The following is an 18,369-nucleotide window of genomic DNA, read 5'->3' as shown; positions in this document are numbered from 1 at the left end:
ATATGGCCGAAATCAAGAACTACACACTCAACTTCGGTCCCCAGCACCCCGCAGCACACGGCGTGCTGCGCCTGGTGCTCGAGCTGGACGGCGAAGTGATCCAGCGTGCCGACCCCCACATCGGCCTGCTGCACCGTGCGACCGAGAAGCTCGCCGAATCGCGCACCTTCATCCAGTCGCTGCCCTACATGGACCGCCTCGACTACGTGTCGATGATGTCCAACGAGCACGCCTACTGCCTCGCCATCGAGCGGATGATGGGCCTCGATGTGCCGATCCGCGCGCAGTACATCCGCGTGATGTTCGCCGAGATCACCCGCCTGCTGAACCACCTGCTGTGGCTCGGCGCGCACGGTCTCGATTGCGGCGCGATGAACATGCTCATCTACTGCTTCCGCGAGCGTGAAGACCTGTTCGACATGTACGAAGCCGTGTCCGGCGCGCGCATGCACGCGGCGTACTTCCGCCCGGGCGGCGTCTATCGCGACCTGCCGGATTCGATGCCGCAGTACAAGGTCAGCAAGATCAAGAATGCGAAGGCCATCGAAAAGCTCAACGAGAACCGTCAGGGCTCGCTGCTGGACTTCATCGACGACTTCTGCAAGCGCTTCCCGAAGATGGTCGACGAGTACGAGACGCTGCTCACCGACAACCGCATCTGGAAGCAGCGCACCGTGGGCATCGGCGTGGTCACGCCGGAGCGCGCGCTGAACCTGGGCTTCACCGGCCCGATGCTGCGCGGCTCGGGCGTCGAATGGGACCTGCGCAAGAAGCAGCCCTACGACGTCTACGACCAGATGCAGTTCGACGTGCCCGTGGGCAAGACCGGCGACTGCTACGACCGCTACCTGGTTCGCGTGGAAGAAATGCGCCAGGCCAACAAGATCATCCAGCAGTGCTCGGCCTGGCTGCGCGCCAACCCTGGCCCGGTGATCACCAGCAACCACAAGGTTGCCGCGCCCGCGCGCGAATCGATGAAGGCGAACATGGAGGAGCTGATCCACCATTTCAAGCTCTTCACCGAAGGCTTCCACGTGCCCGAAGGCGAAGCGTATGCCGCCGTCGAGCACCCCAAGGGCGAGTTCGGCATCTACCTCGTGAGCGACGGTGCCAACAAGCCGTACCGTCTGAAGATCCGCGCCCCGGGCTTCCCGCACCTCGCTGCCCTCGACGAAATGTCGCGCGGCCACATGATCGCCGACGCTGTCGCGGTGATCGGCACGATGGACATCGTGTTCGGCGAAATCGACAGGTGAGAAAGAGCGAATGACGACTTCCTCAACCCATCACCATGACGCGGCGCCCTCGGCGCCGTTGAAGGCTGCCATCCTCGAGCGTTTTGCGCGCGAGGTCGCGAAGTACCCCGAAGCCGGCAAGCAGTCGGCCGTGATGGCCTGCCTGGCCATCGTCCAGCAGGACGAAGGCTTCGTGAGCGTGCAGCGCGAGCGCGAGATCGCCGCCTACCTCGGCATGGCGCCCATCGCCGTGCACGAAGTGACGACCTTCTACAACATGTACAACCAGCATCCGGTGGGCAAGTTCAAGCTCAACGTGTGCACCAACCTGCCGTGCCAGCTGCGCGACGGCGTCACCGCGCTCGTGCACCTCGAGAAGAAGCTCGGCATCAAGATGGGCGAGACCACGGCCGACGGCCTGTTCACGCTGCAGCAGAGCGAATGCCTGGGCGCCTGCGCCGATTCGCCCGTGATGCTGGTCAACGACCGCACCATGTGCAGCTTCATGAGCAACGACAAGCTCGACCAGCTCATCGACGGTTTGCGCAGTGCCAAGCCAGGGGAGGCTTCGTGATGACGCCCGAACAGGTTCTCTCGCAATTCCAGGCCACCGGTGTCCAGACCTGCTTCCATGACCGCCACATCGGCGCTCAGATCTATGCAGGCCTGGACGGCACCAACTGGCACCTGGCCGACTACGAAGCGCGCGGCGGCTACCAGGCGCTGCGCAAGATCCTCACCGAGGGCCTCACGCCTGACCAGGTGATCGCCGAAGTGAAGGCCTCGGGCCTGCGCGGCCGTGGCGGCGCGGGTTTCCCGACCGGCCTGAAGTGGAGCTTCATGCCTCGCCAGTTCCCGGGCCAGAAGTACCTCGTCTGCAATTCGGACGAAGGCGAGCCCGGCACGTGCAAGGACCGCGACATCCTGCAGTTCAACCCGCACATCGTGATCGAAGGCATGGCCATCGCCGCGTATGCGATGGGCATCAGCGTGGGCTACAACTACATCCACGGCGAGATCTTCCAGAGCTACGACCGCTTCGAGGCCGCCCTTGAAGAGGCACGTGCCGCTGGCTATCTCGGCGACAAGATCATGGGCAGCACGTACAACTTCCAGTTGCACGCCGCCCACGGCTTCGGTGCCTACATCTGCGGCGAAGAAACCGCGCTGCTCGAGTCGCTCGAAGGCAAGAAGGGCCAGCCGCGCTTCAAGCCGCCGTTCCCGGCCAGTTTCGGCCTGTACGGCAAGCCGACCACCATCAACAACACCGAGACCTTCGCGGCGGTGCCCTGGATCATCCGCAACGGCGGCCAGGCCTACCTCGAGTGCGGCAAGCCGAACAACGGCGGCACCAAGATCTACTCGGTGAGCGGCGACGTCGAGTTGCCCGGCAACTACGAAGTGCCGATGGGCACGCCGTTCTCCAAGCTGCTCGAGCTGGCCGGCGGCGTGCGCAAGGGCCGCACGCTCAAGGCCGTGATCCCCGGCGGCTCGTCGTCGCCGGTGCTGCCGGCCGACATCATGATGGCCTGCACCATGGACTACGACTCCATCGCCAAGGCCGGCTCCATGCTGGGTTCGGGCGCGGTGATCGTCATGGACGACAGCCGCTCGATGGTCGAGTCGCTCAAGCGCCTCTCGTACTTCTACATGCACGAGTCCTGCGGCCAGTGCACCCCCTGCCGCGAAGGCACGGGTTGGCTCTACCGCGTGGTGGACCGCATCCACAACGGCCAGGGCAAGCCCAGCGACATGCAGCTGCTGGACTCCGTGGCCGGCGACATCATGGGCCGCACCATCTGTGCGCTCGGCGATGCGGCAGCCATGCCCGTGCGCGCCATGATCAAGCACTTCCGCCATGAGTTCGAGGCCCTGATTCCGGGTCACGTCCCGACGGCGCCCGTCAAGGCCTGAGTGCGAGAAGAAACACAGACATGATCGAAATCGAACTCGACGGCAAGAAGGTCGAAGTGACCGAAGGCAGCATGGTGATGCATGCGGCCGAAAAGGCGGGCACGTACATTCCGCACTTCTGCTATCACAAGAAACTCAGCATCGCGGCCAACTGCCGCATGTGCCTGGTCGACGTGGAAAAAGCGCCCAAGCCGATGCCGGCCTGCGCCACGCCCGTCACGCAGGGCATGATCGTTCGCACCAAGAGCGACAAGGCCATCAAGGCCCAGCAGTCCGTCATGGAGTTCCTGCTGATCAACCACCCGCTGGACTGCCCCATCTGCGACCAGGGCGGCGAGTGCCAGCTGCAGGATCTGGCCGTGGGCTACGGCGGTTCTTCTTCGCGTTACGAAGAAGAAAAGCGCGTCGTGTTCCACAAGGACGTCGGCCCGCTGATCAGCATGGAAGAAATGAGCCGCTGCATCCACTGCACGCGCTGCGTCCGTTTCGGCCAGGAAGTGGCCGGCGTGATGGAGCTGGGCATGTCGCACCGCGGCGAGCACTCCGAAATCGAAACCTTCCTCGGCGACTCGGTCGACTCCGAACTGTCGGGCAACATGATCGACATCTGCCCGGTCGGCGCGCTCACGAGCAAGCCGTTCCGCTACAGCGCCCGCACCTGGGAGTTGTCGCGCCGCAAGTCGGTGAGCCCGCACGATTCCACCGGTGCCAACCTGATCGTCCAGGTCAAGAACAACCGCGTGATGCGCGTGGTGCCGCTCGAGAACGAAGACGTCAACGAATGCTGGATCGCCGACCGCGACCGCTTCTCGTACGAAGCGCTCAACGGCACGGAACGCCTGACCCAGCCCATGCTGAAGCAGGGCGGCCAATGGCAGCAGGTCGACTGGCAGACGGCGCTCGAGTACGTTGCCAACGGCCTCAAGCAGATCAAGACCGACCACGGCGCGCAAAGCATCGGCACGCTGGTCAGCCCGCACAGCACGCTCGAAGAGCTGCAGCTCGCCGCCATGCTCACGCGTGAACTCGGCAGCGACAACATCGACTACCGCCTGCGCAATGCCGAATTCACGGCCTTCGAAGGTGTGCGCTGGCTCGGCACCTCGATCGCCTCGCTCACGCAAGTGCAGCGCGCGCTGGTCGTCGGTTCGAACCTGCGCAAGGAACACCCGCTGTTCGCGCAGCGCATCCGCCAGGCCGTGCGCAAGGGCGCCGCGCTGTCGGTGATCACTTCGTCCAGCCTCATGGCCGATCGCGGTGCCTGGGCCATCGACGTGGCGCAAGCGGCCATCGTCGAAGCCGACCAGTGGGTCGAGGCGCTGGCCGCCGTGGCTGCGGCCATCGGCCAGACCAACGGCGCTGCCGCGCCGCTGGCACCGAAGAACGCACCCGACGCCGTCGCGCAAGCCATCGCAGCCTCGCTGCTGAGCGGCGAACGCAAGGCGATCCTGCTCGGCAATGCCGCCGCGCACCACGCACAAGCCAGCAGCCTGCTGGCCCTCGCGAACTGGATTGGCGCACAGACCGGCGCCACCGTCGGCTACCTGACCGAAGCGGGCAACACCGTGGGCGCACAGCTCGTCGGCGCCTTCCCGCAGAACGGCGGCCTCGATGCCGGCCGCATGCTCGCCGCCGGCTCCGGCCTCAAGGCCGTGCTGCTGCTGAACACCGAGCCGGTGTTCGACTCGGCCGCCGGTGCTGCCGCTGCCGATGTCATCGGCAATGCGCAGATGGTGGTCACGCTGAGCCCCTTCAAGGCCAACCTCGAGTTCAGCGACGTGCTGCTGCCCATCGCCCCGTTCACCGAAACGCCCGGCACCTTCGTCAACGCCGAAGGCCGCCTGCAGGGTTTCCATGCCGTCGTGAAGCCGCAAGGCGAAACGCGGCCGGCGTGGAAGGTGCTGCGCGTGCTGGCGAACCTGCTCGGCCTGCCGGGCTTCGCCTTCGAATCGACCGCCGAGGTGCTGGCCACCATCGGTGACAAGGGCACCGTGCCGGCGAACGCGCTGAGCAATGCCACGTCCGCCAAGGCCGTCGCGGCCAGCGGCGTCGTGGCTGCGCCCGTGGTCGCGAGCATCTACCAGCTCGACTCGATCGTGCGCCGCGCACCGTCGCTGCAGCTGACCGCCGACGCGCGCAACAGCGCACAGGCCGCACCCGCTCGTGCCGAGGAGGCCTTGGCATGATCGACGCAATTCATGGCTTCGGCCAGGGGCTGGTCGCCGCAGGCTGGTGGACGTCCGTCGTCTGGCCCGTGGTCTGGACGCTGATCAAGATCATCGTCGTCGTGATCCCGCTGATGTTGGCTGTGGCGTACCTCACGCTGTGGGAACGCAAGGCCATCGGCTTCACGCAGATCCGCGTGGGCCCGAACCGCATCGGGCCGCTGGGCCTGCTGCAGCCGATCGCCGACGCGCTCAAGCTGATGACCAAGGAAATCATCCTTCCGACGGTCGCCAACAAGGGCCTGTTCCTGCTCGGTCCCATCATGACCATCATGCCGGCGCTGGCCGCATGGGCCGTGATTCCCTTCGGTCCCGACGTGGCGCTGGCCAACATCAATGCCGGCCTGCTGTTCGTGATGGCCATCACCTCGCTCGAGGTGTACGGCGTGATCATCGCCGGCTGGGCCTCGAACTCGAAGTACGCCTTCCTGGGCGCGCTGCGCGCCTCGGCACAGATGGTGAGCTACGAAATCGCGATGGGCTTCTGCTTCGTCGTGGTGCTGATGGTCACGGGCAGCCTGAACATGTCCGACATCGTGACGGTGCAGGGCAAGGGTATGTTCCAAGACATGGGCATCGGCTTCCTGTCGTGGAACTGGCTGCCGCTGCTGCCGATCTTTGTCGTGTACTTCATCTCGGGCCTGGCCGAAACCAACCGCCACCCGTTCGACGTGGTGGAAGGCGAATCCGAAATCGTGGCCGGCCACATGATCGAGTACTCGGGCATGAGCTTCGCGATGTTCTTCCTGGCCGAGTACGCCAACATGTGGCTCGTCTCGATCCTGACCGTGGTGCTGTTCCTCGGTGGATGGCTGCCGCCGTTCGAGTTCCTGAGCTTCATTCCGGGCTGGATCTGGCTGGGCCTGAAGACCTTCTGCGTGGTCACCATGTTCCTGTGGGTGCGCTCGACGTTCCCGCGCTTCCGTTACGACCAGATCATGCGTCTGGGCTGGAAGATCTTCATTCCCGTCACCCTGGTGTGGCTGGTCGTGGTCGGTGGCTGGATGCAGACGCCGTTCAACATCTGGAAATAAGCAGGAAGCGACGACATCATGACTGCTTCACGCACCGCCGGAGGGCTCGGACGCACCTCCAAGCTGGCCTCCGCACCGTTCTCGCTCAAGGACTTCCTGGGCAGCTTCATGCTGTTCGAACTGTTCAAGGGCCTGGCCATCACGGGCAAGTACGCCTTCGCGCGCAAGATCACCGTCCAGTTCCCCGAAGAGAAGACGCCGCTGTCGCCGCGCTTCCGTGGCCTGCACGCGCTGCGCCGCTACGAGAACGGCGAAGAGCGCTGCATCGCCTGCAAGCTGTGCGAGGCCGTGTGCCCCGCGCTGGCGATCACCATCGAATCCGACGTGCGTGACGACGGCTCGCGCCGCACCACGCGCTACGACATCGACCTGACCAAGTGCATCTTCTGCGGCTTCTGCGAAGAGAGCTGCCCGGTCGACTCGATCGTCGAGACGCACATCTTCGAATACCACGGCGAAAAGCGCGGCGACCTGTACTTCACCAAGGACATGCTGCTGGCCGTGGGCGACCGCTACGAAAAAGAAATCGCGGCGAACAAGGCGGCCGACGCCAAGTACCGCTGAGCCGGCTCCGCTCGAAACCCGTACCAATCGAATTCCAATGGACGTCAAGACCGGTCTGTTCTATCTGTTTGCCGCGGTGCTGCTGTTCGCAGCCTTCCGCGTCATCACCTCCCGCAACCCCGTGTACGCCGCGCTGTACCTGGTGCTGGCTTTCTTCCAGGCCTCGGCCATCTGGCTGCTGCTGCGCGCCGAGTTCCTGGCGATCTCGCTCGTGCTGGTGTACGTCGGCGCCGTGATGGTGCTGTTTCTGTTCGTCGTGATGATGCTGGACATTGACGTCGACGGCCTGCGAGAGGGCTTCTGGAAGCACTTCCCGTTGGCGGCCGGCATCGGCGCGCTCATCGCGCTCGAAATGGCGGCTGTGCTCATGGGCGGCTTTCGCCTGGGCGAAGGCCCGCGCGCCATGGCGACGACCTCGCCCAACAGCTCGAACACGCTCGAGCTGGGCAAGCTGCTGTATTCCGAATACCTCTATCCGCTGGAAATCGCCGCAGTCATCCTGCTGGTGGCCATCATTGCCGCCATTGCACTGACGCTGCGCACCCGCAAGGACAGCAAGTACGTCAACCCGTCGGACCAGGTGCGCGTGAAGGCGCGTGACCGCGTGCGCATCGTGCAGATGCCCGTCACGCGTGCGGCCGAGCCGGTGGTTGAGGCCCCGGCAGCGGATGCCGCTGCAAAGGAAAACAAGGCATGACGCTCACGCTCGGACACTTTCTCTCGCTCGGCGCGATGCTCTTCGCGCTGTCGGTGATCGGCATCTTCCTGAACCGCAAGAACCTGATCGTGCTGCTGATGGCCATCGAACTGATGCTGCTGGCGGTCAACATGAACTTCGTGGCCTTCTCGCACTACCTGGGCGACATGCACGGCCAGATCTTCGTGTTCTTCATCCTGACGGTGGCGGCGGCCGAATCGGCCATCGGCCTGGCGCTGCTGGTCCTGTTGTTCCGCAACAAGTCCAACATCAACGTCGACGAACTCAACTCGCTCAAGGGTTGACAGCAGTATGAGCGCAACCCTTTCCGCATCCACCTTGCTGGCCGTGCCGCTGGCACCCCTGGTCGGCGCCGCACTTGCCGGCCTGTTCGGCACGAAGTTCGGCGGCAATCACATCGGCCGCAAGGTCACGCATTCGCTGACCATCCTGGGCGTGTTCGTCGCCTTCGTGATCTCGGCGATGACGCTGAAGTCGGTCATCGTCGACGGTGCCCGCTTCAACCAGACCATCTACGAATGGATGATGGTCGGCGGCCTGAAGATGGAAGTCGGCTTCCTGGTCGACGGCCTCACGGCCATGATGATGTGCGTCGTGACCTTCGTGTCGCTGATGGTCCACATCTACACCATCGGCTACATGGAAGAAGACGACGGCTACAACCGCTTCTTCTCGTACATCTCGCTCTTTACCTTCTCGATGCTGATGCTCGTCATGAGCAACAACATGCTCCAGCTGTTCTTCGGCTGGGAGGCGGTGGGCCTGGTGTCGTACCTGCTGATCGGCTTCTGGTTCAACAAGCCCACGGCCATCTTCGCGAACATGAAGGCCTTCCTGGTCAACCGCGTGGGTGACTTCGGCTTCATCCTGGGCATCGGCCTGATCGCCGCCTACGCCGGCACGCTGAACTACGGCGAGGCCTTCGCCAAGGCCCACACGCTGGCCGGCATCACCTTCCCGGGCACCGAGTGGATGCTCATCACGGTGATCTGCATCTGCCTGTTCATCGGCGCGATGGGCAAGAGCGCCCAGTTCCCGCTGCACGTGTGGCTGCCCGACTCGATGGAAGGCCCGACCCCCATCTCGGCGCTGATCCACGCGGCGACGATGGTGACGGCCGGCATCTTCATGGTGGCGCGCATGTCGCCGCTGTTCGAGCTGAGCGACACGGCCCTGAGCTTCATCCTCGTGATCGGCGCCATCACCGCGCTGTTCATGGGCTTCCTGGGCATCATCCAGAACGACATCAAGCGCGTGGTCGCGTACTCGACGCTCTCGCAGCTGGGCTACATGACGGTGGCGCTCGGTGCCTCGGCCTACTCGGTCGCGGTGTTCCACCTGATGACACACGCGTTCTTCAAGGCGCTGCTGTTCCTCGGCGCGGGCTCGGTGATCATCGGCATGCACCACAACCAGGACATCCGCTGGATGGGCGGCGTGCGCAAGTACATGCCCATCACCTGGATCACCTCGCTGCTGGGTTCGCTCGCGCTGATCGGCACGCCGCTGTTCTCGGGCTTCTACTCGAAGGACAGCATCATCGAGGCCGTGCACGAAAGCCACCTGTGGGGCGCGCAGTTCGCCTACTACGCGGTGCTGGCCGGCGTGTTCGTGACGGCGTTCTACTCGTTCCGCATGTACTTCCTGGTCTTCCACGGCAAGGAACGCTACGACCAGAACCCCGACGCGCACCACGACGACCATGCGCACGACGCGCACGGACACGACGACCACGGCCATGGCCACGACGCCCACAAGCCGCACGAATCGCCGATGGTGGTCTGGCTGCCGCTGGTGCTGCTGGCGATCCCCTCGGTGGTGATCGGCTTCATGACCATCGACCCGATGCTGTTCGGCAGCTTCTTCAAGGACGCGATCTTCGTCGACGGTGCCAAGCACCACGCGATGGGCGAGCTCAAGGAAGCCTTCCACGGCCCGGTCGCCATGGCGATCCACGGCCTGCAGACCGCACCGTTCTGGCTGGCACTGGCCGGCGTGGCGCTCTCGTACTACATGTACATGATGAACCCGGCCCTGCCGGCCGCCATCAAGCGCGCCTTCAGCCCGATCTACAACCTGCTCGAGAACAAGTACTACCTCGACTGGATCAACGAGAACATCCTCGCCCGCGGTGCGCGCCTGCTCGGCACGGGCCTGTGGAAGGGCGGCGACCAGGCGCTGATCGACGGCGCGCTCGTCAACGGTTCCTGGAAGGTGGTGGGTCGCGTGGCCGGCGTCGTGCGCTGGCTGCAGTCGGGCTTCATCTACCACTACGCCTTCGCGATGCTGCTGGGCATCTTCATCCTGATGACGTACTTCGTCTGGTTCAAACGTTGAGCCCGAACGCTGGAGAAAAAGAAAAATGGGTTTGTTGAGCCTTGCCATCTGGGTGCCGATCGCATTCGGCGCCGTGCTGCTGGCGTTTGGCCGCGACGAGCACGCCAAGGGCGTGCGCTGGGTCGCGCTCGTCGGTGCCATCGTGAGCTTCCTGGTCACGGTGCCGCTGTTCACGCGCTTCCAGAACGGAACCGCCGCGATGCAGTTCGTCGAGAAGACGAGCTGGATCTCGCGCTTCAACGTCAACTACCACCTGGGCATCGACGGCATGTCGCTGTGGCTGGTGCTGCTGACCTCGTTCATCACGGTCGTGGTCGTGATCTCGGCCTGGGAAGTGATCACCGAGCGCGTGAACCAGTACATGGGCGCGTTCCTGATCCTGTCGGGCTTCATGATCGGCGTGTTCTCTGCGCTCGATGGCATCCTGTTCTACGTGTTCTTCGAAGCCACGCTGATCCCGATGTACCTGATCATCGGCATCTGGGGCGGCCCGAACAAGATCTACGCGGCGTTCAAGTTCTTCCTGTACACGCTGCTCGGCTCGCTGCTGATGCTGGTCGCGCTGATCTTCCTGTACAACAAGTCGGGCGGCAGCTTCGACATCCTGAGCTGGCACAAGCTGCCGCTGGGTTCGACCGCGCAGACCTTCCTGTTCTTTGCCTTCTTCGCGGCCTTCGCCGTCAAGGTGCCGATGTGGCCGGTCCACACCTGGCTGCCCGACGTGCACGTCGAGGCCCCCACGGGCGGTTCGGCCGTGCTGGCCGCGATCATGCTGAAGCTGGGTGCCTACGGTTTCCTGCGCTTCTCGATGCCCATCGCGCCTGACGCTTCGCACGAGTGGGCGTGGCTCATGATCGCGCTGTCGCTCATCGCCGTGATCTACGTGGGCCTCGTTGCGCTGGTGCAGCAGGACATGAAGAAGCTGGTGGCGTACTCGTCGGTCGCCCACATGGGCTTCGTGACGCTGGGCTTCTTCATCTTCAACGAGCTCGGCGTGTCCGGCGGCATCGTGCAGATGATTGCCCACGGCTTCGTGTCTGGCGCCATGTTCCTGGGCATCGGCGTGCTGTACGACCGCGTGCACTCGCGCCAGATCGCCGACTACGGCGGCGTGGTCAACACCATGCCCAAGTTCGCCGCGTTCGCGCTGCTGTTCGCCATGGCCAACTGCGGCCTGCCGGGCACCGCCGGTTTCGTGGGCGAATGGATGGTGATCCTGGGCGCCGTCAAGGCCAACTTCTGGGTCGGCCTGGGCGCTGCCACCGCACTGATCTTCGGCGCTGCCTACACCCTGTGGATGTACAAGCGCGTGTACCTGGGCCCGGTCGGCAACGACCACGTCAAGGAACTGAAGGACATCAACGCCCGCGAATTCCTGATGCTCTCGCTGCTGGCGATCGCCGTGCTGTGGATGGGCCTGTATCCGAAGCCTTTCACCGACGCGATGGATGCCTCCGTCGTCGAGCTTCTGCGCCACGTGGCGATTTCGAAGCTGCCCGTCTGATGCCACGCTGAAGAAGAGAACGAGATGATTGACAAACTCAGCTGGGTGACGATCTACCCCGAAATCGTGTTGCTGGTCATGGCCTGCATCATTGCGCTGGTCGACCTGTCGGACACGAGCCCGCGCCGCACCCGCACCTACATCCTGACGCTGCTCACGCTGGCGGCGGTGGCTGTGCTCACGGGCCTGGCCGCTGTCGGCGGCAAGACCTCCTACGGCTTCGGCGGCATGGTGGTGAGCGACACGATGGGCAACTGGCTCAAGTGCTTCGCCTCGCTGGCCCTGATGGTGACGCTGGTCTACGGCCGTCCCTATGCGGCCGATCGCGAGATGCTGCGCGGCGGCGAGATGTTCACGATCAGCATGCTGGCCCTGCTGGGCATGTTCGTGATGATCGGCGGCAGCAACTTCCTGCTGATCTACCTCGGCCTGGAACTGCTCACGCTCTCGAGCTACGCGCTCGTGGCGCTGCGCCGCGACAACGCGGTGGCCAGCGAAGCCGCCATGAAGTACTTCGTGCTCGGCGCCATGGCCAGCGGCTTCCTGCTGTATGGCCTGTCGATGATGTACGGCGCGACCGGCTCGCTCGACCTGAACGAAGTGTTCAAGGCGATCTCGACCGGCAAGGTGAACCACCAGGTGCTGGTGTTCGGCCTCGTCTTCATCGTGGCGGGCCTGGCGTTCAAGGTCGGTGCCGCACCGTTCCACATGTGGGTGCCCGACGTCTACCAGGGCGCACCGACGGCGATCACGCTGCTGATCGGCGCCGCGCCCGAGCTGGCTGCCTTCGGCATCATCATCCGCCTCCTGGTCGACGGCCTGCAGCCGCTGGCCATCGACTGGCAGCAGATGCTCGCCGTGCTGGCGGTGGCGTCGCTGGTGATCGGCAACCTGGCCGCCATCGCGCAGAGCAACCTCAAGCGCATGCTGGCGTACTCGACCATCGCGCAGATGGGCTTCATGCTGCTGGGCCTGGTGGCGGGTTCCGACCTGCAGGGCACGCAGAACGCGCAGGCCGCCTACAGCGCCGCGATGTTCTACGTCGTGACCTACGTGCTGACCACGCTGGCGAGCTTCGGCATCATCCTGCTGCTGGCGCGCGAAGGCTTCGAAAGCGAAGAGATCACCGACCTGGCCGGCCTGAACCAGCGCAGCCCGCTGTACGCCGGCGTGATGGCCATCGCGATGTTCTCGCTGGCCGGCCTGCCGCCGCTGGTCGGCTTCTACGCCAAGCTGGCCGTGCTGCAGGCGCTGATCGCCTCGGGCGCAGCCATCTACATCGGCCTGGCGGTATTCGCCGTGATCACCTCGCTGATCGGCGCGTTCTACTACCTGCGCGTGGTCAAGGTCATGTACTTCGACGCGCCCGTCACGGCGACCACCGTGTCGGCCTCGTTCGACGTGCGCACCGTGCTCACGATCAACGGCGCGCTGATCCTGATTCTTGGCGTGCTGCCCGGTGGTCTGATGACGCTGTGCTACGACGCCATCGCGGCCACGTTGGCCCACTGACGCGGTCCGCAACACGGTGTCGCAAACCGCGTCGGTCTGGGTGGTGCTGCTGGTGGCCCTGGTGGCCGCCAACCTGCCGTTCCTGAATGAGCGCCTGTTCGGAGCGGTGCCACTGTCGACCGGACACAAGTCGCTCGCCATCCGCTTCGGCGAACTGGTGGTGCTGTACTTCATTGCCGGCGGCATCGGCCTGCTGTTCGAGCGCAGGGCAGGGCAGATCGCCGCCCAGGGCTGGGAGTTCTACGCGGTGACGGCCTCGCTGTTCGTCGTGCTGGCCTTCCCCGGGTTCACCTGGCGCTACCTGATGAAGCACAGGCACTGACCGACATGACTTCTCCCGCCCCCGATTCGCATCTGAAGGAAGCGCTCGTCAGCAGCGAAGAGCTCTTCAAGGGTAAGTTCCTGCACGCCAAGCGCGACACCATCCGCCTGCCCGACGGCCACAGCGCCACGCGCGAGTACGTGGTGCATCCCGGCGCGGTGGTGGTGATTCCGCTGCTCGACGACGGCCGCGTGGTGCTGGAGCGCCAGTTCCGCTACCCGGTGGACCGCGTGATCGTCGAGTTTCCCGCGGGCAAGCTCGACGCCGGCGAAGATCCGCTGCTGTGCGGCCAGCGCGAACTGCTCGAGGAAACCGGCTACTCCGCGCGCGAATGGGCGCATGCCGGCGCCACGCACCTGGCGGTGGCGTACTCGACCGAGATCATCCACATCTACTTCGCACGCGGCCTCTCGCTGGGCGAGCGCCAGCTCGACCACGGCGAGTTTCTCGACGTGTTCACTGCTACGCCGCAGGAGCTCATCGGCTGGTGCCGCGACGGCACCGTGACCGACGCGAAGACGCTCACCTGCGCCCTGTGGCTGCAGAACGTCCTGTCGGGCGCATGGGCACTGGATTGGCAGGCCGCAGCCTCGCAAGGCGGCGCGGGATAATCCGCGCATGAAGGTTCTCGATCTCCGCTGCACGCACGGCCACGGCTTCGAGGGCTGGTTCGCGTCCAACGAGGCGTTCGACAGCCAGCTCGCCAGCGGCCTGGTCGAGTGCCCGGTCTGCGGCGACACCGCCATCGTCAAGTTGCTGAGTGCACCCCGCCTGAACCTGAGCAACGCCAAGGCGCCGAAGGAAGAAGGGCGCGGCGACGCGGCCCACGCGCCGTCGGCGCCCGCATCGCCTTCCACGCAGGTATCGGCATCTTCGACTTCACCCGAAGCCCGCTGGATGCGCGCCGTGCGCGAAGTGCTGGCCAAGACCGAAGACGTCGGCGACCGCTTCGCCGACGAGGCGCGCAAGATGCACTACGGCGAAACCGCCGAGCGCGGCATCCGCGGCCAGGCCACGCCGGAGCAGACCGAGGCGCTGCTCGATGAAGGCATTCCGGTGATGGCGCTGCCGATTCCGGCAGCGCTGAAAGAAACCCTGCAGTAACTGACCGACTGGCCCGATCGATCGGGTCAGGCCGTGAACTGCAGCGCGGCCAGCCGCGCGTACACGCCGCCTTGCGCCACCAGCGCCGCGTGCGTTCCCTGTTCGACGATGCCGCCGTGGTCCAGCACGATGATGCGGTCGGCCTTCTGCACGGTCGCCAGGCGGTGGGCGATCACGAGCGTGGTGCGGTTTTCCATCGCCGATTCGAGCGCGGCCTGCACCATGCGTTCGCTCTCGGCGTCGAGCGCGCTGGTGGCTTCGTCCAGCAGCAGCAGCGGCGGGTTCTTCAAAATGGCCCGCGCGATCGCGATGCGCTGGCGCTGGCCGCCCGACAGCCGCACGCCGCGTTCGCCCAGGAAGGTGTCGTAGCCCTCGGGCAGGGCCTGCAGGAAGTCGTGCGCGAAGGCGGCGCGCGCCGCGGCGTGCACCTCGTCGGCGCTGGCGTCGGGCCGGCCGTAGCGGATGTTCTCGAAGGCGCTGGCCGAGAAGATCACCGCGTCCTGCGGCACGAGGCCGATGCGGGTGCGCAGGTCGTGCAGGGCGAGCGCATCGAGCGACGCGCCATCGAGCACGATGCGGCCCGACTGCGGGTCGTAGTAGCGCAGCAGCAGCTGGAACACCGTGCTCTTGCCCGCGCCGCTCGATCCCACCAGCGCCACGGTCTCGCCCGGGGCGATGTCCAGGCTGAAGTCGCGCAGCGCCGGCGTGCCTGGCCGCGAGGGGTAGTGGAAGGTGATGGCGTCGAAGCGGATCGCGCTGCCCGCGGCGGGAACGGGCGCCACCGCCGGCCGTGCGGGCGAGGCGATGGCCGTCGGCGCGTGCAGCAGTTCCATCAGTCGCTCGGTGGCGCCGGCGGCGCGCAGCAGGTCGCCGTACACCTCGCCGAGCACCGCCGTGGCGCTCGCCAGGATCGCCACGTAGACCACGGTCTGGCCCAGGTGGCCGGCCGTGATGTCGCCGCGCAGCACGGCCTGCGTGCCTTCGTACAGGCCCCAGAGCAGGGCGGCCGAGGTGGCAATGATGATGAAGGCCACGAGCACCGAGCGCGCGCGCGTGCGGCGCACGGCGGTATGAAAGGCGTTCTCGGTCGAGCCCTTGAAGCGGTCGGCCTCGCGGCCTTCGGCCGTGTAGCTCTGCACCACGGGAATCGCGTTCAGCACCTCGGCCGCGATGGCGCTCGAGTCGGCCACGCGGTCCTGGCTGGCGCGCGAGAGCTTGCGCACGCGGCGGCCGAACCACATGCTCGGCAGCACCACCAACACCAGGATGCCCAGCACCTGCACCATCACATAAGGGTTGGTCCAGACCAGCACCGCCAGCGCGCCCACGCCCATGACGGCGTTGCGCAGGCCCATGCTCAGCGACGAGCCGACCACCGTCTGCACGAGCGTGGTGTCGGCCGTGAGGCGCGACAGCACCTCGCCGGTCTGCGTGGTCTCGAAGAAGGCCGGGCTCTGCTGCAGCACATGGCCGTAGACCGCGTTGCGCAGATCGGCCGTGACGCGCTCGCCGAGCCAGCTCACCGTGTAGAAGCGCGCGGCCGAAAACAGGCCCAGCGCCACGGCCACTGCGAAGAGGGCGCCGAAGTGCTCGCGCAGCGCCATGGTCTGCGCGCCCTTGTCGGCGCTGACCAAGCCGCCATCAATCAGGCTGCGCAGGGCGATAGGAAAAGCCAGCGTCGTGACCGCCGCCATCACCAGGAAGACCCCCGCCAGCACGATCTGCACGCGGTAGGGGCGAAGGAAGGGGCGCAACCCCGACAGCGAGCGGGGCGAACCCTTGGCTGCGGAGGACGACGGAGGGGAAGAAGCCATGGGCGCGAATTCTACCGAGCCCTTGCCCCCACAAAGGTCGCCTTGACAGTAATTGCCATGGCAACTAATATTTCGGGCATGAGCGATGCCCCCATTTCCCCGGTCCCTCCGACGCCCGACGAGGCCGCGCGCCCGCCGGTCGCCTTCTATCGCGCCGAGGACTACCGCGCCGAAGAGAGCATCGGTTACCTGATGCGCCGCATCGTCACGTCCGTGGGCCAGACCGTCGGCACGCGCATGTGCGAGCCCGGCAGCCCCACCTACCCGCAGTGGGTGCCGCTGTACAAGCTGCACGTCGGCGCCGCCACCACCGTGGCCGAACTGGCCCGCGCCTGCGAACTCGACACCGGCGCCATGACGCGCCTGCTCGACCGCCTCGAGGCCAAGGGCCTGTGCCGGCGCGTGCGCTCGCTCGAAGACCGCCGCGTGGTCAACATCGAACTCACCGACGAAGGCCGTGCGGCCGCGAAGGAAGTGCCCTATGTGCTGAGCCGGGTGCAGAACGAGTACCTGGCCGGCTTCAGCCTCGAAGAATGGGAGCAGCTCAAGGACTACTTGCGCCGCATCCTCGACAACGCACAGGGCCTCGCGGCCCGTGGAGAGAAGAATGACTGAGTCTTTCGCCGTGCGTGCGCTGCGCCGCACGCCTGTCGTGGCCGCCGCGCTGGCGGTGGTCGCGCTCGCCGGTTGCGCCGACATGGCCGGCATCGGCTCGCACGCCACGCTGCGCGATGCGTCCACGCTCGGCATCGCGGCCGACCCCGCGCGCGCCAATGTGCCCAGCCTGGACAGCCAGTGGTGGCAGGCCTTCGGCGACAGCCAGCTCAATGCGCTGGTCGACCAGGCCGTGGCCGGCAACCCGAACCTGCAGGTCGCGCGTGCGCGCCTCGTGCGCGCCCAGGCCTCGGCGGACATCGCCGGTGCGGCGCTGCTGCCCAAGGTCGGCGCCGACCTCAACCTGAACCGCCAGAAGTTCAACAGCAACTACATCTACCCGGCGCCGCTGGGCGGCTCGACGCAGAACATCGGCCTGCTGCAGCTGGGCGCGAGCTGGGAGCTCGACTTCTTCGGCAAGAACCGCAGCGCGCTCGACACCGCCCTCGGCACGGCCAACGCAGCAGCGGCCGACGCCGATGCCGCGCGCGTGCTGCTCGCGAGCAACGTGGCGCGCAGCTACTTCCAGTGGGCGCGCCTGAACGAGCAGGTCGAAGTGGCCAAGCGCACGCTGGCCCAGCGCGACGAGACCTTCAAGCTGGTGCGCGACCGCGTGGCGGCCGGCCTCGACACCCGTCTCGAACTGCGCCAGAGCGAAGGCGGCCTGCCCGAGGCGCGCCAGCAGATCGAAGCGCTCAACGAGCAGATCGCGCTGCAGCAGCACGCGCTCGATGCGCTCGTGGGCCAGCCCAACGTGTCGGCCTCGCTCAAGCCGCCGGTGCTCGCCGGCGTGAAGCCGATGGCGCTGCAGGCGAACATCCCGGCCGACCTGCTGGGCCGCCGCGCCGACATCGCCGCCGCGCGCTGGCGCGTCGAAGCGGCCACCAGCGACGTGGCCAATGCCAAGACCCAGTTCTATCCCAACGTGAACCTCACGGCCTTTGCCGGCTTCCAGAGCCTGGGTTTCGGCAAGCTGCTCAAGTCGGGCAGCGAGCAGTGGGGCGTGGGCCCGGCCATCCACCTGCCGATCTTCGAAGGCGGGCGCCTGCGCGCCAACCTGCGCGGCAAGTCGGCCGACCTCGACGTGGCCATCGAAAGCTACAACGCCACCGTGCTCGACGCCGTGCGCGACGCGGCCGACCAGGTGTCGAGCGCACAGTCGATCACGCGCCAGCAGACCGAACAGCGCGCCGCGCAGACGGCCGCCGAAGGCGCCTACGACATTGCCGTGCAGCGCTACCGCGCCGGCCTGGGCAACTACCTCAACGTGCTGACCGCCGAAACCGCCGTGCTGGCTCAGCGCCGGCTCGCGGTCGACCTGGCGGCCCGCGCCCTCGACACGCAGGTGGGCCTGGCGCGCGCCCTGGGCGGCGGCTGGCAGCCGCCGGCCACCGCCACGGCGGCGGCCCCGACGGCCGCCACCCAGAACTGA

Annotated in this window: 17 protein-coding genes; 16 read left to right on the top strand and 1 reads right to left on the bottom strand. The window is 66.1% G+C overall.

Going from position 1 to position 18,369, the window contains the following annotated elements; genetic code table 11:
- Positions 1 to 2 precede the first annotated feature (2 nt).
- The 14 genes from AC57B8_RS04635 to AC57B8_RS04570 are packed head-to-tail and all read left to right on the top strand — an operon-like array spanning position 3 to position 14,469.
- A complete protein-coding gene (locus AC57B8_RS04635) occupies positions 3 to 1,256 on the top strand; it encodes an NADH-quinone oxidoreductase subunit D (RefSeq protein WP_070063113.1) in 1,254 nt (417 codons plus the stop codon).
- Positions 1,257 to 1,266: 10 nt separating this feature from the next.
- Positions 1,267 to 1,809, top strand: a complete 543-nt coding sequence (locus AC57B8_RS04630; RefSeq protein WP_062475406.1) for an NADH-quinone oxidoreductase subunit NuoE family protein — start codon at positions 1,267 to 1,269, stop codon at positions 1,807 to 1,809.
- On the top strand, positions 1,809 to 3,149 hold the full coding sequence (gene nuoF, locus AC57B8_RS04625) for an NADH-quinone oxidoreductase subunit NuoF (protein ID WP_159271073.1): 1,341 nt from the start codon (positions 1,809 to 1,811) through the stop codon (positions 3,147 to 3,149). The genes AC57B8_RS04630 and nuoF overlap by 1 nt, the downstream gene beginning before the upstream one ends.
- 20 nt (positions 3,150 to 3,169) lie before the next feature.
- Positions 3,170 to 5,335, top strand: a complete 2,166-nt coding sequence (gene nuoG, locus AC57B8_RS04620; RefSeq protein WP_496478815.1) for an NADH-quinone oxidoreductase subunit NuoG — start codon at positions 3,170 to 3,172, stop codon at positions 5,333 to 5,335.
- Entirely contained in the window at positions 5,332 to 6,408 is a 1,077-nt protein-coding gene (nuoH, locus tag AC57B8_RS04615) for an NADH-quinone oxidoreductase subunit NuoH (protein WP_095949076.1), read from the top strand. The genes nuoG and nuoH overlap by 4 nt, the downstream gene beginning before the upstream one ends.
- 18 nt (positions 6,409 to 6,426) lie before the next feature.
- Positions 6,427 to 6,972, top strand: a complete 546-nt coding sequence (gene nuoI / locus AC57B8_RS04610; RefSeq protein ID WP_496478814.1) for an NADH-quinone oxidoreductase subunit NuoI — start codon at positions 6,427 to 6,429, stop codon at positions 6,970 to 6,972.
- Positions 6,973 to 7,009: 37 nt separating this feature from the next.
- Entirely contained in the window at positions 7,010 to 7,669 is a 660-nt protein-coding gene (locus tag AC57B8_RS04605) for an NADH-quinone oxidoreductase subunit J (RefSeq protein ID WP_062475392.1), read from the top strand.
- Positions 7,666 to 7,974, top strand: a complete 309-nt coding sequence (gene nuoK, locus AC57B8_RS04600) for an NADH-quinone oxidoreductase subunit NuoK (protein ID WP_007837741.1) — start codon at positions 7,666 to 7,668, stop codon at positions 7,972 to 7,974. The genes AC57B8_RS04605 and nuoK overlap by 4 nt, the downstream gene beginning before the upstream one ends.
- A gap of 7 nt (positions 7,975 to 7,981) precedes the next feature.
- A complete protein-coding gene (gene nuoL / locus AC57B8_RS04595) occupies positions 7,982 to 10,027 on the top strand; it encodes an NADH-quinone oxidoreductase subunit L (protein WP_062475389.1) in 2,046 nt (681 codons plus the stop codon).
- 25 nt (positions 10,028 to 10,052) lie between these two features.
- Positions 10,053 to 11,531 carry an NADH-quinone oxidoreductase subunit M gene (locus tag AC57B8_RS04590; protein ID WP_062475386.1) on the top strand — a complete coding sequence of 493 codons (1,479 nt, stop codon included), beginning with the start codon at positions 10,053 to 10,055 and terminating at the stop codon, positions 11,529 to 11,531.
- A gap of 24 nt (positions 11,532 to 11,555) precedes the next feature.
- Positions 11,556 to 13,043: an NADH-quinone oxidoreductase subunit NuoN gene (nuoN, locus tag AC57B8_RS04585; RefSeq protein ID WP_062475383.1), complete on the top strand. Its 1,488-nt coding sequence runs from the start codon at positions 11,556 to 11,558 to the stop codon at positions 13,041 to 13,043.
- Positions 13,044 to 13,059: 16 nt separating this feature from the next.
- A complete protein-coding gene (locus AC57B8_RS04580; protein ID WP_095746054.1) occupies positions 13,060 to 13,365 on the top strand; it encodes a DUF2818 family protein in 306 nt (101 codons plus the stop codon).
- Positions 13,366 to 13,370: 5 nt separating this feature from the next.
- On the top strand, positions 13,371 to 13,976 hold the full coding sequence (locus tag AC57B8_RS04575; RefSeq protein WP_354344975.1) for an NUDIX domain-containing protein: 606 nt from the start codon (positions 13,371 to 13,373) through the stop codon (positions 13,974 to 13,976).
- A 7-nt stretch (positions 13,977 to 13,983) separates the two neighbouring features.
- A complete protein-coding gene (locus AC57B8_RS04570) occupies positions 13,984 to 14,469 on the top strand; it encodes a DUF1178 family protein (RefSeq protein WP_307589248.1) in 486 nt (161 codons plus the stop codon).
- Between the two features lie 26 nt (positions 14,470 to 14,495).
- On the opposite strand, the gene AC57B8_RS04565 is transcribed toward AC57B8_RS04570, so the two are convergent.
- A complete protein-coding gene (locus tag AC57B8_RS04565; RefSeq protein WP_095949072.1) occupies positions 14,496 to 16,283 on the bottom strand; it encodes an ABC transporter transmembrane domain-containing protein in 1,788 nt (595 codons plus the stop codon).
- A gap of 78 nt (positions 16,284 to 16,361) precedes the next feature.
- On the opposite strand from AC57B8_RS04565, the gene AC57B8_RS04560 reads away from it, so the two are divergent.
- Positions 16,362 to 16,898, top strand: a complete 537-nt coding sequence (locus AC57B8_RS04560) for a MarR family winged helix-turn-helix transcriptional regulator (protein WP_095746050.1) — start codon at positions 16,362 to 16,364, stop codon at positions 16,896 to 16,898.
- On the top strand, positions 16,891 to 18,369 hold the full coding sequence (locus tag AC57B8_RS04555) for an efflux transporter outer membrane subunit (RefSeq protein ID WP_496478813.1): 1,479 nt from the start codon (positions 16,891 to 16,893) through the stop codon (positions 18,367 to 18,369). Before AC57B8_RS04560 ends, AC57B8_RS04555 begins: the two co-directional genes overlap by 8 nt.

Source organism: Variovorax sp. BGA-UO-ETr-C22, from assembly GCF_059567965.1.
This window is presented reverse-complemented; position numbering and strand designations above follow the sequence as displayed.

Bases quoted from the DNA above. Each gene is read 5' to 3' on its own strand.
- AC57B8_RS04635 (WP_070063113.1), top strand. From the start codon at position 3: ATGGCCGAAATCAAGAACTACACACTCAACTTCGGTCCCCAGCACCCC.
- AC57B8_RS04630 (WP_062475406.1), top strand. From the start codon at position 1,267: ATGACGACTTCCTCAACCCATCACCATGACGCGGCGCCCTCGGCGCCG.
- nuoF (WP_159271073.1), top strand. From the start codon at position 1,809: ATGACGCCCGAACAGGTTCTCTCGCAATTCCAGGCCACCGGTGTCCAG.
- nuoG (WP_496478815.1), top strand. From the start codon at position 3,170: ATGATCGAAATCGAACTCGACGGCAAGAAGGTCGAAGTGACCGAAGGC.
- nuoH (WP_095949076.1), top strand. From the start codon at position 5,332: ATGATCGACGCAATTCATGGCTTCGGCCAGGGGCTGGTCGCCGCAGGC.
- nuoI (WP_496478814.1), top strand. From the start codon at position 6,427: ATGACTGCTTCACGCACCGCCGGAGGGCTCGGACGCACCTCCAAGCTG.
- AC57B8_RS04605 (WP_062475392.1), top strand. From the start codon at position 7,010: ATGGACGTCAAGACCGGTCTGTTCTATCTGTTTGCCGCGGTGCTGCTG.
- nuoK (WP_007837741.1), top strand. From the start codon at position 7,666: ATGACGCTCACGCTCGGACACTTTCTCTCGCTCGGCGCGATGCTCTTC.
- nuoL (WP_062475389.1), top strand. From the start codon at position 7,982: ATGAGCGCAACCCTTTCCGCATCCACCTTGCTGGCCGTGCCGCTGGCA.
- AC57B8_RS04590 (WP_062475386.1), top strand. From the start codon at position 10,053: ATGGGTTTGTTGAGCCTTGCCATCTGGGTGCCGATCGCATTCGGCGCC.
- nuoN (WP_062475383.1), top strand. From the start codon at position 11,556: ATGATTGACAAACTCAGCTGGGTGACGATCTACCCCGAAATCGTGTTG.
- AC57B8_RS04575 (WP_354344975.1), top strand. From the start codon at position 13,371: ATGACTTCTCCCGCCCCCGATTCGCATCTGAAGGAAGCGCTCGTCAGC.
- AC57B8_RS04570 (WP_307589248.1), top strand. From the start codon at position 13,984: ATGAAGGTTCTCGATCTCCGCTGCACGCACGGCCACGGCTTCGAGGGC.
- AC57B8_RS04565 (WP_095949072.1), bottom strand. From the start codon at position 16,283: ATGGCTTCTTCCCCTCCGTCGTCCTCCGCAGCCAAGGGTTCGCCCCGC.
- AC57B8_RS04560 (WP_095746050.1), top strand. From the start codon at position 16,362: ATGAGCGATGCCCCCATTTCCCCGGTCCCTCCGACGCCCGACGAGGCC.
- AC57B8_RS04555 (WP_496478813.1), top strand. From the start codon at position 16,891: ATGACTGAGTCTTTCGCCGTGCGTGCGCTGCGCCGCACGCCTGTCGTG.